12 protein-coding genes are annotated in these 13,212 nt (G+C 73.2%); 9 read left to right on the forward strand and 3 right to left on the reverse strand.

From position 1 onward, the window contains the following. Positions 1-3 precede the first annotated feature (3 nt). Positions 4-510, forward strand: coding sequence for a phage holin family protein (locus LO763_RS13110; RefSeq protein ID WP_230602767.1), 507 nt, complete (start codon positions 4-6; stop codon positions 508-510). Continuing rightward, complete coding sequence (locus LO763_RS13115) at positions 507-1,148, forward strand: hypothetical protein (RefSeq protein WP_230602769.1); 642 nt, start codon at positions 507-509, stop codon at positions 1,146-1,148. The genes LO763_RS13110 and LO763_RS13115 overlap by 4 nt, the downstream gene beginning before the upstream one ends. A gap of 250 nt (positions 1,149-1,398) precedes the next feature. Here LO763_RS13115 and LO763_RS13120 read toward each other — a convergent pair whose 3' ends face one another. Continuing rightward, on the reverse strand, positions 1,399-2,244 hold the full coding sequence (locus LO763_RS13120) for an SDR family oxidoreductase (protein WP_230602771.1): 846 nt from the start codon (positions 2,242-2,244) through the stop codon (positions 1,399-1,401). 331 nt (positions 2,245-2,575) lie between these two features. Between LO763_RS13120 and araB the strand changes: the two genes are divergently transcribed. From araB to araA, 3 genes are read left to right on the forward strand one after another with little or no spacing between them, the layout of a single operon-like run. Further along, positions 2,576-4,240 carry a ribulokinase gene (gene araB, locus LO763_RS13125; RefSeq protein WP_230602773.1) on the forward strand — a complete coding sequence of 555 codons (1,665 nt, stop codon included), beginning with the start codon at positions 2,576-2,578 and terminating at the stop codon, positions 4,238-4,240. 31 nt (positions 4,241-4,271) lie between these two features. Next, positions 4,272-4,961: an L-ribulose-5-phosphate 4-epimerase gene (locus tag LO763_RS13130; protein WP_230602775.1), complete on the forward strand. Its 690-nt coding sequence runs from the start codon at positions 4,272-4,274 to the stop codon at positions 4,959-4,961. Between the two features lie 5 nt (positions 4,962-4,966). Then, positions 4,967-6,463 carry an L-arabinose isomerase gene (gene araA, locus LO763_RS13135; protein ID WP_230602777.1) on the forward strand — a complete coding sequence of 499 codons (1,497 nt, stop codon included), beginning with the start codon at positions 4,967-4,969 and terminating at the stop codon, positions 6,461-6,463. A gap of 259 nt (positions 6,464-6,722) precedes the next feature. Here araA and LO763_RS13140 read toward each other — a convergent pair whose 3' ends face one another. Together LO763_RS13140 and LO763_RS13145 are read right to left on the reverse strand one after the other, a co-directional pair. Next, positions 6,723-7,799 (reverse strand): IS110 family RNA-guided transposase, encoded by a 1,077-nt coding sequence (locus LO763_RS13140; protein WP_230602779.1) that lies wholly within the window; start codon positions 7,797-7,799, stop codon positions 6,723-6,725. A 379-nt stretch (positions 7,800-8,178) separates the two neighbouring features. Beyond that, the gene (locus tag LO763_RS13145; RefSeq protein ID WP_230602781.1) at positions 8,179-9,336 is read right to left on the reverse strand and encodes an ROK family transcriptional regulator; all 1,158 of its coding nucleotides are present in this window, start codon (positions 9,334-9,336) and stop codon (positions 8,179-8,181) included. A 145-nt stretch (positions 9,337-9,481) separates the two neighbouring features. Here LO763_RS13145 and LO763_RS13150 point away from each other — a divergent pair, with 145 nt between their 5' ends. From LO763_RS13150 to LO763_RS13165, 4 genes are all read left to right on the forward strand, one after another. Beyond that, complete coding sequence (locus LO763_RS13150; protein WP_230602784.1) at positions 9,482-10,693, forward strand: MFS transporter; 1,212 nt, start codon at positions 9,482-9,484, stop codon at positions 10,691-10,693. A 352-nt stretch (positions 10,694-11,045) separates the two neighbouring features. Further along, on the forward strand, positions 11,046-11,633 hold the full coding sequence (locus LO763_RS13155; RefSeq protein ID WP_230602786.1) for a TMEM165/GDT1 family protein: 588 nt from the start codon (positions 11,046-11,048) through the stop codon (positions 11,631-11,633). A 10-nt stretch (positions 11,634-11,643) separates the two neighbouring features. Next, on the forward strand, positions 11,644-12,108 hold the full coding sequence (gene rnhA, locus LO763_RS13160; RefSeq protein WP_230602788.1) for a ribonuclease HI: 465 nt from the start codon (positions 11,644-11,646) through the stop codon (positions 12,106-12,108). A 71-nt stretch (positions 12,109-12,179) separates the two neighbouring features. Next, positions 12,180-13,070, forward strand: a complete 891-nt coding sequence (locus LO763_RS13165) for a co-chaperone YbbN (RefSeq protein ID WP_230602790.1) — start codon at positions 12,180-12,182, stop codon at positions 13,068-13,070. The last annotated feature ends 142 nt before the right edge of the window (positions 13,071-13,212 follow it).

Below are 13,212 nucleotides of genomic sequence, written 5' to 3' on the forward strand. Positions count from 1 at the left end.
GACATGGAGGTCCGACGCGACCCCGAGGCCCAGGCCGTCCGCGAGGCCGAACGGGAGCACCGCGGCGAGTGGGCCGAGACCGGACACGACCGCGGGGGCGGGCGCCGCCGCCGCGACTGGGACGAGCACGACCGCTCCGTCGGCAACATCGTCGGCGACCTGACCTCGGAGGTGGCGCACCTGGCCCGCGTCGAGGCCCAGCTCGCCGCCCGGGAGATGGCCGACAAGGCCAAGCAGGGCGCGGCGGGCGGCGGCATGGTCGCCATGGCCGGGGTGCTCGCGTTCTACGGCGGCGCCGCCTTCGCACTGGCGGCGGGCATCGCGCTCGCCCTCGTGTGGCCGGCCTGGCTCGCGGCGCTCGTCGTGGGCGTCGCGCTGTTCGCGCTCGCCGGCATCGAGGCGCTGATCGGACGCTCCATGCTCCGCAAGGCCATGCCGCCGGTCCCCGAGCAGACCATGGAGCGCGCCCGGGACGACGCGGACGCGCTGCGAGGAAGGATGGACCGATGAGCGGAATGACCGTTCCCTCCGCCGGCGGGATCCCGCCGGGGGCCGCCCTCGCGCCGCCGCCGTCGTCGGCGACGCTGCCGTACACGCCCGACGGGCCGCCCACCGAGGAGGAGATCCTGGTGCGCCGGTCCGAGGAGGCCGAGGCCGCCCGGAGCGCCGAGCGCGCCGAGGCGCACCACCGCAAGTCCACCGAGGAGCTCGAGCGGGACGCCGAGCGCAGCCGCGAGCGGGTCAACGACTCGGTCATGGAGCTGCGCGAGCGGCTCGGGCTCGACCCGGACGCCGACCACGCGCACGGGCCGTTCGCCCCCGCGCGGCGCCACCCGCTCACGGTCACCGTGGCGGCGGTGGGCACGGCGACGGCCGCGGTCGTCGGCGTGACGGTCCTCCGCAGCCACCGCAAGGCCGAGCGGGAGAAGAACGCCGTGCGCGCGGCCGCGGCCGACAGCGCCAGGGACGCGGTCAACGACATGATCAAGTCCGCGCAGCGGCGCCGCAAGGCCGCCGCCAAGGCGGCCCGCCAGCGCCGCAAGGCCGCGGGCAAGCGCCTGGACGCGGCGAAGGACGCGCTCGGCGCCGCGGCGAAGTCCGCGGACAAGAAGCGCAAGAAGGCCGTGCGCCGCCTGACGCACCACTAGGGATGCCGCACCGCCCCTGCGGCGGACGCGCAGACGGAACCGGCGGGCCATGGCCCGCCGGTTCGCTCATGCCCGGGGCCGAACGCGGGCGGAGGGTCTGCGCGAATCGGACGTCGACCGCCCCCGGCGTCGACCCTGACCGACGGGTACGACATCCGGGGCCGGGCGAGGCGCGGCCCGCGCGGCGGGGCCCCGGACGATGATCGTCCGGGGCCCCGCCGCGTGAGCGTCCAAGGAGCGCTTGAGCGCCCTAGCCCGGCAGCGTCTCACCGCCGAGCACGGAGACCACCTCGCCGGTGATGTACGAGGACATCCGGTTCGCGGCCAGGAACACGAAGGAGGGCGCCAGCTCGTCCGGTTCGGCCGCCCGGCCCATCGGCGTCTTGCCGCCGAAGTCCTCGACGTGGTCCTCCGGCAGCGTCGAGGGGATCAGCGGCGTCCACACCGGCCCCGGCGCGACGGCGTTGACGCGGATGCCGCGCGGCGTGAGCGCCTGCGCCATCGAGTACGTCCACGCCAGGACCGCCCCCTTGGTCGCCGAGTAGTCGATGAGGGTCTTGTTGCCGCGCAGGCCGTTGATCGACGCGCAGTTGACGATCGCGTCGCCCTCGCCCAGATGCGCCAGCGCCGCCCTCGTCACCCGGTGGAAGCTGTGCATGTTGATGTTGAACGTGTGCTCCCACTGCTCGTCGGTGATGTCCTCGGGCCGCTCCGCCGGCTTCTGGTAGGCGACGTTGTTGACCAGCAGGTCGAGCCCGCCGAGCGCCTTGACGGTCGCGTCGACGACCGCGGCGCAGTGGTCGCGGTCGCCCAGGTCGCCCGGCAGCAGCTCGCACCGGCGCCCCGCGGCCCTCACCAGCTCGGCGGTGCGCTCGGCGTCCTCGTGCTCCTCCAGGTAGGCGATCGCGACGTCGGCGCCCTCCTTCGCGAACGCGACCGCGACGGCCCGCCCGATCCCCGAGTCGCCGCCGGTGACGAGCGCGCGGCGGTCCTGGAGCAGGCCCCGCCCCTCGTACCCCTCCATGGCGTCGCGCGGTTCGGGGCGCATCTCCCCGGTGCGTCCCGGCCGCTCCTGCTGCTGTCCCGGCTTGCCCATCGGCTCGTCCTTCCCCCTCGTGCGGGCCGCGGCTCGGCCCGGCGCTGTCCGTGAACGGGCGTGTACCCGCGCGCCGCGGCCGTTAACCGGCGGGACCTCCGTCACACCGCGGCCCCGCCGGCGCCCGCGCCGCCCCGGGAACGGCCCGGCATGTCCGGTTCGCCCTGAGGAGCGCCTGACCGCAGGTGGTCTCGAAGGTGCGAATGCGTTAGGTTGTGTGAGATCCACCCGTGTCCGAAGCCGTCCCGGGGGCGGCCTGAGCAGCACGCGGTGGCCCCACTGCATGTGAACGGTCACTTATGACCGACGAGCATCCCCCAAGGAGGCCGCAATGACTGGCAGCGACAACGATGCCGTTGTTATCGGGATCGACTTCGGCACCCTCTCGGGCCGCGTCGTCGTCGCTTCGGTAGCCGACGGGCGCGAACTGGCCGACGCCGAGCACGTCTACGCGCACGGCGCCATCGAGGAGGCCCTCCCCGGCTCCGGCGTCCGCCTGCCGCGCAGCTGGGCGCTCCAGTCGCCCCAGGACTGGGTCGACGTGCTCCGCAACGCCGTGCCCGCCGCGCTCGCCGCCGCCGGCGTCGGCCCCGACCGGGTCGTGGGCGTCAGCACCGACTTCACCGCCTGCACGATCCTGCCCACCACCGCCGACGGCACCCCGCTGTGCGAACTCGACGAGTTCCGCGACCGCCCCCACGCCTGGCCGAAGCTGTGGAAGCACCACGCCGCCCAGGGCCAGGCCGACCGCATCAACGCCGTCGCGGCCGAGCGCGGCGAGGCGTGGCTCCCGCGCTACGGCGGCAAGATCTCCTCGGAGTGGGCCTACGCCAAGGGCCTCCAGCTCCTGGAGGAGGACCCGGAGCTCTACGCGCGCGCCGACCGCTGGATCGAGGCCGCCGACTGGATCGTGTGGCAGCTGTGCGGCGAGGAGACCCGCAACTCCTGCACCGCCGGGTACAAGGGCATCGTCCAGGACGGGCAGCGCCCCTCCCGCGAGTACCTGGCCGCGCTCAACCCCGACTTCGCCGACTTCAACGCCAAGATGGAGCACCCGCTCCTGCCGCTGGGCGACAAGGCCGGTGAGCTCACCGCGCAGGCCGCCGAGTGGACGGGCCTGAACGCCGGCACCGTGGTCGCGGCCGGCAACGTCGACGCGCACGTCACCGCCGCCTCCGCCAAGGCCGTCGGCGCGGGCCAGATGGTCGCCATCATGGGCACCAGCACCTGCCACGTCGTCAACGGCGAGAACCTCACCGAGGCCCCCGGCATGTGCGGCGTGGTCCGCGACGGCATCACCAAGGGCCTGTGGGGCTACGAGGCCGGCCAGTCCGGCGTCGGCGACATCTTCGCCTGGTTCACCAAGAACAGCGTGCCCGCCTCCTACACCGAGGCCGCCGCCGAGCGCGGCGTCTCCATCCACGAGTACCTCACCGAGCTCGCCGAGCGGCAGGCCGTCGGGCAGCACGGCCTGGTCGCGCTCGACTGGCACTCGGGCAACCGCTCCGTCCTGGTCGACCACGACCTCCACGGCGTCGTCCTCGGCCTGGGCCTCCAGACCAGGCCCGAGGACGTCTACCGCGCCCTCGTCGAGGCCACCGCGTTCGGCACCCGCATGATCGTGGAGACCCTCACCAAGGCGGGCGTCCCCATCAACGAGTTCGTCGCCGCCGGCGGCCTGCTCAAGAACAAGTGGCTCATGCAGACCTACGCGGACGTGCTGCGCATGCCCATCACCGTGCTCACCTCCGCGCAGGGCCCGGCCCTGGGCTCGGCGATCCACGCGGCCGTCGCCGCCGGGGTCTACCCCGACATCTACGCCGCCTCCGAGGCCATGGGCAAGGTCGAGCGCCACGCCTACGTCCCCGACCAGGCCCGCGCCGACGCCTACGACGAGCTGTACGCCGTCTACGAGGAGCTGCACGACCACTTCGGCCGCGGCGGCTCGCGCGCCCTGCACACCCTCCACAAGATCGCCACGGCGGCGGGCCAGTGACCCGCCCGCGTCCCCGAACAGGAGCACACCGATGACCTTCACGACCACGCCCGCCGTCGAGGAGATGAAGGAGCGGGTCTGCGCGCTCCACGCCGAACTGCTCCGCTGGGGCCTGGTGACCTGGACCAGCGGCAACGTCTCGGGCCGCGTCCCGGGCACCGACCTGATCGTCATCAAGCCCTCGGGCGTGTCCTACGACGACCTCACCCCCGACCTCATGGTCGTGACCGACCTCGAGGGCGAGGTCCTCGCCGGCGACCTGGCCCCCTCCTCGGACGCCGAGAGCCACAACGTCGTCTACCAGCGGATGCCCGAGGTCGGCGGCGTGGTGCACACGCACAGCCCGTACGCCACCGCGTGGGCCGCGCGCGCCGAGCCGATCCCGTGCGTGCTCACGGCGATGGCCGACGAGTTCGGCGGCGAGATCCCGCTGGGCCCGTTCGCGCTCATCGGCTCCGACGCGATCGGCAAGGGCATCGTGGACACGCTCGCCGGACACCGCTCCCCGGCGGTCATCATGCAGAACCACGGCGTGTTCACCATCGGCAAGGACCCCAGGGCCGCCGTGAAGGCCGCCGTGATGGCCGAGGACGTGGCGCGCACCGTCCACCTCTCGCGCCAGCTGGGCGAGCCGGTCCCGATCGCCCGGGAGCACATCGACAGCCTCTACGACCGCTACCAGAACGTCTACGGCCAGCAGCCGTCCTCCAAGGAGCAGTAACAGCAATGGAAACCAAAGAACTGTGGTTCGTCACCGGCAGCCAGCACCTGTACGGGCCCGAGGCCATCGAGCAGGTCGCCCAGAACTCGGCCGACATCGTCGCCGGGCTCGACGGGGCCGCCTCGGTCCCGGTCAAGGTGGTCGCCAAGCCGGTGCTCACCACGCCCGAGGAGATCAAGCGGGTGCTGCTGGAGGCCAACGCGGCCGAGGAGTGCATCGGCGTGATCGCCTGGATGCACACGTTCTCGCCCTCGAAGATGTGGATCGCCGGGCTCGGGGTCCTCCAGAAGCCCCTGCTGCACCTGCACACCCAGCACAACCGCGACCTGCCGTGGGCCGACATCGACATGGACTTCATGAACCTGAACCAGGCCGCCCACGGCGACCGCGAGTTCGGGTACATGCTCACGCGCCTGCGCCACCGCCGCAAGACCGTGGTGGGCCACTGGGCCGACCCGAAGGTCCAGGAGCGCGTCGGCAACTGGGCGCGGGCCGCCTTGGGCTGGAACGAGGTCCAGAACCTCAAACTGGTGCGCTTCGGCGACAACATGCGGTACGTGGGCGTGACCGAGGGCGACAAGGTCGAGGCGCAGATCCGCCTCGGCGTCGAGGTGAACACCTACGGCGTCAACGAGCTCGCCGAGCGCGTCGCCCAGATCGAGGACAAGGCCGTCGACGGCCTGGCCGCCGAGTACGAGGCCGCCTACGACGTGGCGCCCGAGCTGCGGGCGGGCGGCGCGCGGCACGAGTCGCTGCGCGACGCGGCCCGCATCGAGCTGGGCCTGCGGTCGATCCTGGAGGAGCACGGCGCGAAGGCGTTCACCGACACCTTCGAGGACCTCGGCGCGCTGAAGCAGCTGCCGGGCATCGCGGTGCAGCGGCTCATGGCCGACGGGTACGGCTTCGGCGGCGAGGGCGACTGGAAGACCGCCGTGCTCGTGCGCCTCATGAAGGTCATGGCCCAGGGCCTTCCGGGCGGCACGTCCTTCATGGAGGACTACACGTACAACCTGGGCGCGGAGTCGCCGCAGATCCTGGGCGCGCACATGCTCGAGGTGTGCCCGACGATCGCGGCCGAGAAGCCGACCGCGGAGATCCACCCGCTGGGGATCGGCGGCAAGGAGGACCCGGTGCGCCTGGTCTTCACCGCGCCGCCCGGCCCGGCGATCATGGTCGGTCTGCTCGACCTGGGCACCCGGCTGCGCCTGGTGGCCAACGAGGTCGACGCGGTCGAGCCGGAGCAGGACCTGCCGAACCTGCCGGTGGCGCGGGCCGTGTGGGAGCCGCGCCCGGACCTCCAGACCTCGGCCGAGGCCTGGCTGACGGCGGGCGGGCCGCACCACACGTCGTTCACGCAGGCGTTCGGGCGCGAGGTGATGGAGGACTTCGCGGAGATCGCCGGCATCGAGCTGGTGGTGATCGGCGAGCGCACCAGCGCCCGCGAGTTCAAGCAGGAGCTGCGCTGGAACCAGGTCTACCACCACCTCGAGGGCGGGATCTGACGCAGCGTCCGGGAGGGCCGCCCGCCGCACCGCGGCGGGCGGCCCTCCGGCCGTGCCCCTCGCGTTCGCGGCGCGCCGCTCACCCGCGGCCGCCCCTGTCCGCGGTGCGCGGCGGCGCCGGCCGGACGCGAGCGACCGCCGCATCGGCTCCCCCGACCGGGCGAATTCCGGTCGGTTCCCGCTCGCGGGCCGCGATTCTCGTCGGACCCGGATGCCATGCTCGCCCCAGACTTCGGTCCCCGGGACGTTTCTATGTCTGTCAAGTGGTGGCGGTGGCGGGTTTGCTGGTGGTTTTGAGGAGTCGGTAGATCTCGCGAGCGATGTGGCGTTTGAGGATGCGGATGGTTTCCTTCTTGGTCTTTCCCCTGGCGAGGCGTTCGGCGACGAATTGTTTGGTGCGGGCGTGGTGTGCCATTCGGGTGAGGGCGATGGTGTAGAGCGCGCGGTTGAGTTGGCGGTTGCCGCCTCGGTTGAGGCGGTGGCGGCCCGCGGTCTGTCCCGATCCGGTCGGGAGTGGGCAGGCTCCGGCGGGTTTTGCGAAGGCGGCTTCGGTCCGGATCCGGTCGGGGTTGTCGCCGGCGGCGGCCAGGATGGTCGCGGCGGTCAGGTGGCCGATGCCGAAGGCGCCGAGCAGGTCGGGGGCGGCCTGGGCGGTCAGGTCCTTGATCCGGGCTTCGAGGCCGGCGGCCTCGTGGTCGAGGGCGAGCCAGCGGCGAGCGATCGATTTGAGGGCGAGGCGGCGGGCCTGGGCCGGGTCGGCCGCGTCGCCGGGGCGCAGGTGGGCCAGGTGCTGCGCGAGTCCTTTGGGGCCCTTTCCTTTGCAGGCTTTCGTGAGGTCGGGGTCCTCGGCGAGGAGCATGTTGATGGTGTTGGCCGCTTCGGTGCGGTCTTTGACCGCGCCGTCGCGGGCGATCGACAGTGCCCGGAGGCCTTCGGCGGGGCCGTCAGCGGTCTTGGGGGTCGCGGTGGCGCGGCCGTCGAGGACGGCGCGGGCGGCGTTCTCGGCGTCGAGGGGATCGGACTTGCCGCGGGTGCGGCGGTCGCCGGGGAGGCTGGTGCCGGCCTCGACGACCCGGGCGCCGAGTTCGGTCAGGTGAGCGGTGAGGGTTTTGCCCCAGGAGCCGGTGCCCTCGATGCCGAAGCAGGTCACCGGGCCGAGCGCGGCGGCCCATGCGGCTAGGGCCGCGTGGCCGGGGGCGTCGTTGCCGAAGACGGTGGTGGCGACCAGGCCCTGGGCCGGGTGTACTGCGGCGGCGACGTGCTGGTGTTTATGGGTGTCGACCCCGACCACCAGGCCGGTGGGGCTGGTAGGGGCGGGGTGCTTGCGCGGTGACATGACCAGATTCCTCCGATACGCTTGGTGTATCGGGGCATCGCGCCGGGGTCGACATTCCTGTCATGGGGCAACGGCTTTGCACTGTGGCGCCAGGTTTCTATCAGGTCAGGCCACCGGCGCGGTGTCCCTTTTCCTTGTCTGCAAGGACGGGCAGGGCCGACAGGTCCAGAGCAAGGCACCCCGAAGAGGCCAGAAGGGTCGTAGGTCAGACCCTGCCCGCTGCACCAGCCGACGGCTTCGACTGATGCTCCTCAACACTGACAGGAGGGTGGGGGTTCGGGACGGCTCTAAGCTCTACCCTTTACATGCTCACGCTCGTAGGGCTCAACCGGAACCACAAGTGTTCGATCGGCACCGCCGCGTCTCGCGATCGGGCCCCTCACAGCCGCTCCCGCACCCACTCGGGGCTCAGGATCACGTCCCAGGCGATCTCCGCCGCACCCGTCAGCGGCCCCGCCGCGCCCACCGTCCCCGCCGTGATCCGCGGCGGCTCGTCCCGCCTGAACGCCATCAGCCCCTCGGCGCAGTGCGCCTCGATCACCTCGCGGCGCAACCGGATCAGCTCGACCCCCAGCCCCGACAGGCTGATCGCCTCCGGGTCGAGCGCGTTCGCCAGCGCCCCCAGGCCCCGCCCGAGCGCGGCCGCGTTCTCGTCCAGCGCCGCGCCCGCCTCCGCGTCGCCCGCCTCGGCCCGCCGCAGCACCTCCTGCGCCAGCTCCCGGCCCGCGCCGTGCCCCGGCGTCCCGCCGAAGCGCCGCACCAGCGCGTTCGCGCCCACATCGAGGCTCCAGCACCCGCGCACCCCGCACATGCACGCCAGCGGCGACCCGGTCAGCGGCATGTGCCCGAACTCCCCGGCGATGCGGTGCGCGCCCCGCTGCGCGTCGCCGCCCAGCAGCAGCGTCCCGCCGATGTCGAAGTCGATGTGGAAGTGCATCGCGGTCCCCGTGCCGCGCAGCGCGCCGCGCCGCGCCTCGGCGAGCCCGGCCAGGCGCGCGTCGTTGTCGACCACCGTCCGCGGCCAGTCCGCGCCGATCAGGTCGTCGAGCTCCACCTCGTCCCAGCCCAGGTGCGAGACGTGCAGCCGGTGCCCGTCGCGGATCGGCCCCGACGTGGCCAAGCCGAGCACGGCCAGGCGCTCGCCCCCGTGCCTCGCGACGGCCTCCCGGATCTCGGCGAAGACCGCCGGGGTCCGGTCGTGCTCCCCGCTCTCCAGCTCGGTCGCCCCGCCCCCCAACCCGGCCGACGCGAGCGTCCACGTGTCCTCCCGGAGGTCGACCGCGAACGCCACCGGTCCTTCGGGATGGGGGACCAGCAGCGTCGTCGGCCGCCCCCGCCCGCCCGGCTCGGCCGGGACCTCGTGGAGCAGCCGGGCCCGCTCCAGCTCGCCGACCAGGGCGGCCGCCGTGTTCCGGCCGATGCCCAGCAGCCGGGCGGCCTCGGCCCTGGTGAACGGCTCGACCGCGTCGTGCACGGCGCGCAGCAGCCGGACCTGGTTGCGGGTGCGGAGATCGGCGCTGGTCATCGTCTGCGGCATGAACGGATTATGCCAGCCGCCACATTTTTGTGCATGACAGGAACATAACCCTTGACGGCCGCTGCTCGCCCTTGTTATGTTCCCATCGAGAACAAAATCAGGCGACCTCCGGTCGCGACCGCACCCGGACACCCGCGAGGACACGATGACCCCCGACCCGCTCACGCTGCGCCGCGCCCGCATCGGCCTCCACGGCGCGTTCGCCACCTCCGGCTTCGTCATGGGCGCCTGGGCCGCCTCCCTCCCCGGCGTCGACGACCGCCTCGGCCTCGGCGAGGCGAGGCTCGGCACCGCCCTCCTGCTCATCCAGCTCGTCGGCCTCGCCACCATGGCCGTCGCCGGGCGCATCGCCGACCGCGTCACCACCCGCAGGCTCCTGATCTGGACCGGACCGGCCTCGCAGCTGGTCCTCATCGCCCCCGCGATCGCCCCCGGCTACCCGGCCCTCCTCGCCTGCGCCGCCCTCTACGGCGTCGGCGTCGGCTTCGTGGAGGTCGGCCTCAACGCCCACTCCGTCGAACTCGAACGCCGCTACGGACGCCCCATCATCTCGGCCTTCCACGGCCTCTGGAGCCTCGGCGGCGCCGCCGCCGGGGTCGGCACCTCCCTCGCCCTGGGCCTGGGCCTCGGCAACCAGGCCATCCTCATCGCCGCGGCCGTGCTCAGCACCGCCGCGATGGCGGTCTTCACCCGTCCGCTGCTGCCGCCCCCGGGTCGAGACGCCACCGGCGGCAGCGGCGGCGCCCCCGCCGCCAGGATCGGCGCGGTGCTCCTGGGCGCGATGTTCCTGCTCGGCCTCGGCGGCCACCTCATCGAGTCCGGCGCGATCGACTGGGCGAACCTCCACGCCGCCAACGTCCTCGACGCCGACGACGCCCTCGCGCCCCTCTCCTACACCCTGTTCGCCTGCGCCATGACGGTCTTCCGCCTCCTGGGCGACCCCGTCCGCGCCAAGCTCGGCCCCGGCCGCACCCTCCTGTGGGCCGGCGCGGCGGCCGCCGCCGGCTACGCCCTCGTCCTCGTCTCGGGCGCCGCCGGCGGCCTCCCCCTCGCCTGGACCGGCTGGGCCCTCGCGGGCTCAGGGATCGCCGTGATGGTCCCGGTCCTGTTCAGCGCCATCGGCCAGGCCGGCGGATCGCCCTCGAACATCGCCCTCATCTCCATGTCCGGCTCCGCCGGCCTCCTGGCCGGCCCCGCCGCCATCGGCTACCTCGCCGAAGGGACGAGCCTGACCATCGGCCTCATGGTCCCCGCCGCCCTCGCCGCGTTCATCGTCTTCGCGGGCCCCGCCGCGATGCGCGCCCTCCTGCACCGCCCCGAGGCCGCCGAGGAGCAAGCGCCCGCGCTCGCCGAATGACGCTCCGGCCGCGGCGGGCGGGCCTGCCGCGACCGGAGCGGCGCCCGGACAGAGCAGCCCGACCGGAGCCGCCCGCCCCGCGATCGCGTCGAGCGCCGCCGCGCTGCCGCCGACCGATCAAGCGGCGCGCGTCACGCCCCGCACCCGCCGCCGCCCCTGCGGCCTCACGTATAGTTGCCAGCGCAGAAGGGGAGTAGCTCCCAACGCTGCGGTCGACACACTGGCCCCCTCGGGGGCCCGGCCGCACGGCCTCGGTCCCCGGGGCGAGCGAGACCTTCGACCAAGGCCGTGCGGCCGGGTCGAGGTCCTGCCTACCCTCCTCCCGGCCCTGTCATCGGGAGGAACACCCGCAATGGAAGTCTTCTTCGTCGCCGCCGCCATCAGCTTCGGCGCGATCTTCGTCGGCGAGCTCGGCGACAAGAGCCAGCTCATGGCCCTCACGTTCGCCACCAGGTACCGGCTCCGCACCGTCGTCCTCGGGCTCGTCATCGCCATCGGGGCCCTCATCGGCCTCTCCGTCGGCGTCGGCGCCGCCGTCGGCAACCTCCTGCCCACCGACTGGATCCGTCTCGCCGCCGCCGTCATGTTCATCGGCTTCGGCCTCTGGGGCCTGCGCGCGGGCGCCGACGAGGACGACGACGGCCACGCCGTCAAGGAGCGCCGCTCCGGCCTCCTCACCGTCGTCACCGCCATGTTCCTCGCCGAGTTCGGCGACAAGACCATGCTCATCGCCATGGGCATGGGCTCCAGCTACAACCCGTGGGGCGTGTGGCTCGGCGGCACCGCCGGGATGCTCGCCGCCGACCTCCTCGCCGTCTTCGCCGGCGCCTGGGTCGCCAAGCGCGTCCCCGAGAAGGTCGTCCGCTACGTCTCCGCCGGGCTCTTCCTCGTCATCGGCGTCCTCCTGGGGGTCGAGGCCGTGACGGCGCTCGCGGACTAAGCTGGCGGTCATGCCGAAACCGGACGACAACGAGGACACCGCCGTCATCTACACCGACGGGGCCTGCTCCGGCAACCCCGGACCCGGCGGGTGGGGCGTCTACTTCAAATGGGGCGACCACGAGAAGGAGCTCTACGGGGCCGAGAAGGCCACCACCAACAACCGCATGGAGCTCATGGCCGCCATCCAGGCCCTCGAGACCCTCAAGCGCCCCATGGCGATCGTCCTGTACACCGACTCCTCCTACGTCCGCAACGGCATCATGACCTGGATGCACGGCTGGAAGCGCAACGGCTGGATCAACGCCAAGAAGGAGCCGGTCAAGAACGCCGACCTGTGGCGGCGCCTCGACGAGGCCGCCGCCCGCCACCGGGTCGAATGGCGCTGGGTCAAGGGCCACGCCGGCGACCCCGGCAACGAACGCGCCGACAAGCTCGCCTGCCAGGGCCGCGACGAGGCCGCCGGGCGCCGCTGACCGGGCCGGGCGGCCCACATCGCGCCCGGCCCCCGGCGCCGATCCACGATGAGAATGGAACAATCACCACCATGAGCGACCAGGTACCGTCACGATTCTCCGGAGGCGTCGACCTCAGCACCCTCGCCGCCGCCGCGCAGCAGCAGGCCGCGCAGGGCCAGATGGGACAGCCGCACCAGCACGGCGCGCCCGGCGGCGTCCTCGCCATCGACGTCACCGACGCGACCGTCCAGAGCGAGGTGCTCGAGCGCTCCCTCGACGCGCTCGTCATCGTCGCCTTCTGGGCCGATCAGGTCCCCGAGAGCCTCCAGGTCCGCGACCTCCTCCAGCGGCTCGCCGCCGAGGCGAACGGCGCGTGGGTCCTCGCCAAGGCCGACGTCCTCCAGAACCAGCAGCTCGCCGCCGCCCTCCAGCTCCAGGCCCTCCCCGCCGCCGTCGCGCTCTCCCAGGGCCGCCCGCTCGACCTGCTCCAGGGCCCGCAGACCGAGCAGGGCCTGCGCCAGTGGATCGGCCGCGTCACCCAGGCCGCCGGGCTCGACGTCCCGCAGCCGGTCGACCCCGAGCTCGCCGCCGCCGAGAACCTCATGGTCGACGGCGACCTCGACGCGGCCGAGGCCGCCTACGACAAGTACCTCAAGAACCACCCCGCCTCCGGTGAGGCCGAGGCCGGGATCGCCCAGGTGCGCATGCTGCGCCGCGTCGGGGCCCTCCCCGACAACGCCGTCGCCATCAGCGACGCGGCCCCCGACGACATCGACGCCGCGCTCGCCGCCGCCGACCTCCAGCTCCTGTCGGGGCAGGCCGAGGCCGCCTACGACCGGCTCATCGCGCTGGTGGCCAAGAACTTCGGCGACGACCGCGAGCGCGTCCGCAAGCGCCTCGTCGAGCTGTTCACCGTCGCCGGCGTCGACGACCCCGCCGTCGCCAAGGCCCGCCGCAAGCTCAGCTCCGTCCTGTTCTGACCAAGGGCCGCAACCTGATCGAACCTCCACGTCCCCCGGTGACGTGGAGGTTCGTCCGTTCGGAGGGTCGCGGCGGTCCCGGACCGGCCGTACATTCGAACAGTGAGATCCGCGTTCGACTCCTGGTGCGGGGGCGGTTCGC

This window comes from Glycomyces amatae (genome assembly GCF_020991375.1).
Lineage (GTDB): Bacteria > Actinomycetota > Actinomycetes > Mycobacteriales > Micromonosporaceae > Glycomyces > Glycomyces amatae.

What these genes read in the sequence shown, in the direction of transcription:
- araA (WP_230602777.1), top strand. Translation starts at nt 4,967, where the DNA reads ATGGAAACCAAAGAACTGTGGTTCGTCACCGGCAGCCAGCACCTGTAC.
- LO763_RS13130 (WP_230602775.1), top strand. Translation starts at nt 4,272, where the DNA reads ATGACCTTCACGACCACGCCCGCCGTCGAGGAGATGAAGGAGCGGGTC.
- araB (WP_230602773.1), top strand. Translation starts at nt 2,576, where the DNA reads ATGACTGGCAGCGACAACGATGCCGTTGTTATCGGGATCGACTTCGGC.
- LO763_RS13145 (WP_230602781.1), bottom strand. Translation starts at nt 9,336, where the DNA reads ATGCCGCAGACGATGACCAGCGCCGATCTCCGCACCCGCAACCAGGTC.
- LO763_RS13115 (WP_230602769.1), top strand. Translation starts at nt 507, where the DNA reads ATGAGCGGAATGACCGTTCCCTCCGCCGGCGGGATCCCGCCGGGGGCC.
- LO763_RS13140 (WP_230602779.1), bottom strand. Translation starts at nt 7,799, where the DNA reads ATGTCACCGCGCAAGCACCCCGCCCCTACCAGCCCCACCGGCCTGGTG.
- LO763_RS13155 (WP_230602786.1), top strand. Translation starts at nt 11,046, where the DNA reads ATGGAAGTCTTCTTCGTCGCCGCCGCCATCAGCTTCGGCGCGATCTTC.
- LO763_RS13110 (WP_230602767.1), top strand. Translation starts at nt 4, where the DNA reads ATGGAGGTCCGACGCGACCCCGAGGCCCAGGCCGTCCGCGAGGCCGAA.
- LO763_RS13165 (WP_230602790.1), top strand. Translation starts at nt 12,180, where the DNA reads ATGAGCGACCAGGTACCGTCACGATTCTCCGGAGGCGTCGACCTCAGC.
- LO763_RS13120 (WP_230602771.1), bottom strand. Translation starts at nt 2,244, where the DNA reads ATGGGCAAGCCGGGACAGCAGCAGGAGCGGCCGGGACGCACCGGGGAG.
- rnhA (WP_230602788.1), top strand. Translation starts at nt 11,644, where the DNA reads ATGCCGAAACCGGACGACAACGAGGACACCGCCGTCATCTACACCGAC.
- LO763_RS13150 (WP_230602784.1), top strand. Translation starts at nt 9,482, where the DNA reads ATGACCCCCGACCCGCTCACGCTGCGCCGCGCCCGCATCGGCCTCCAC.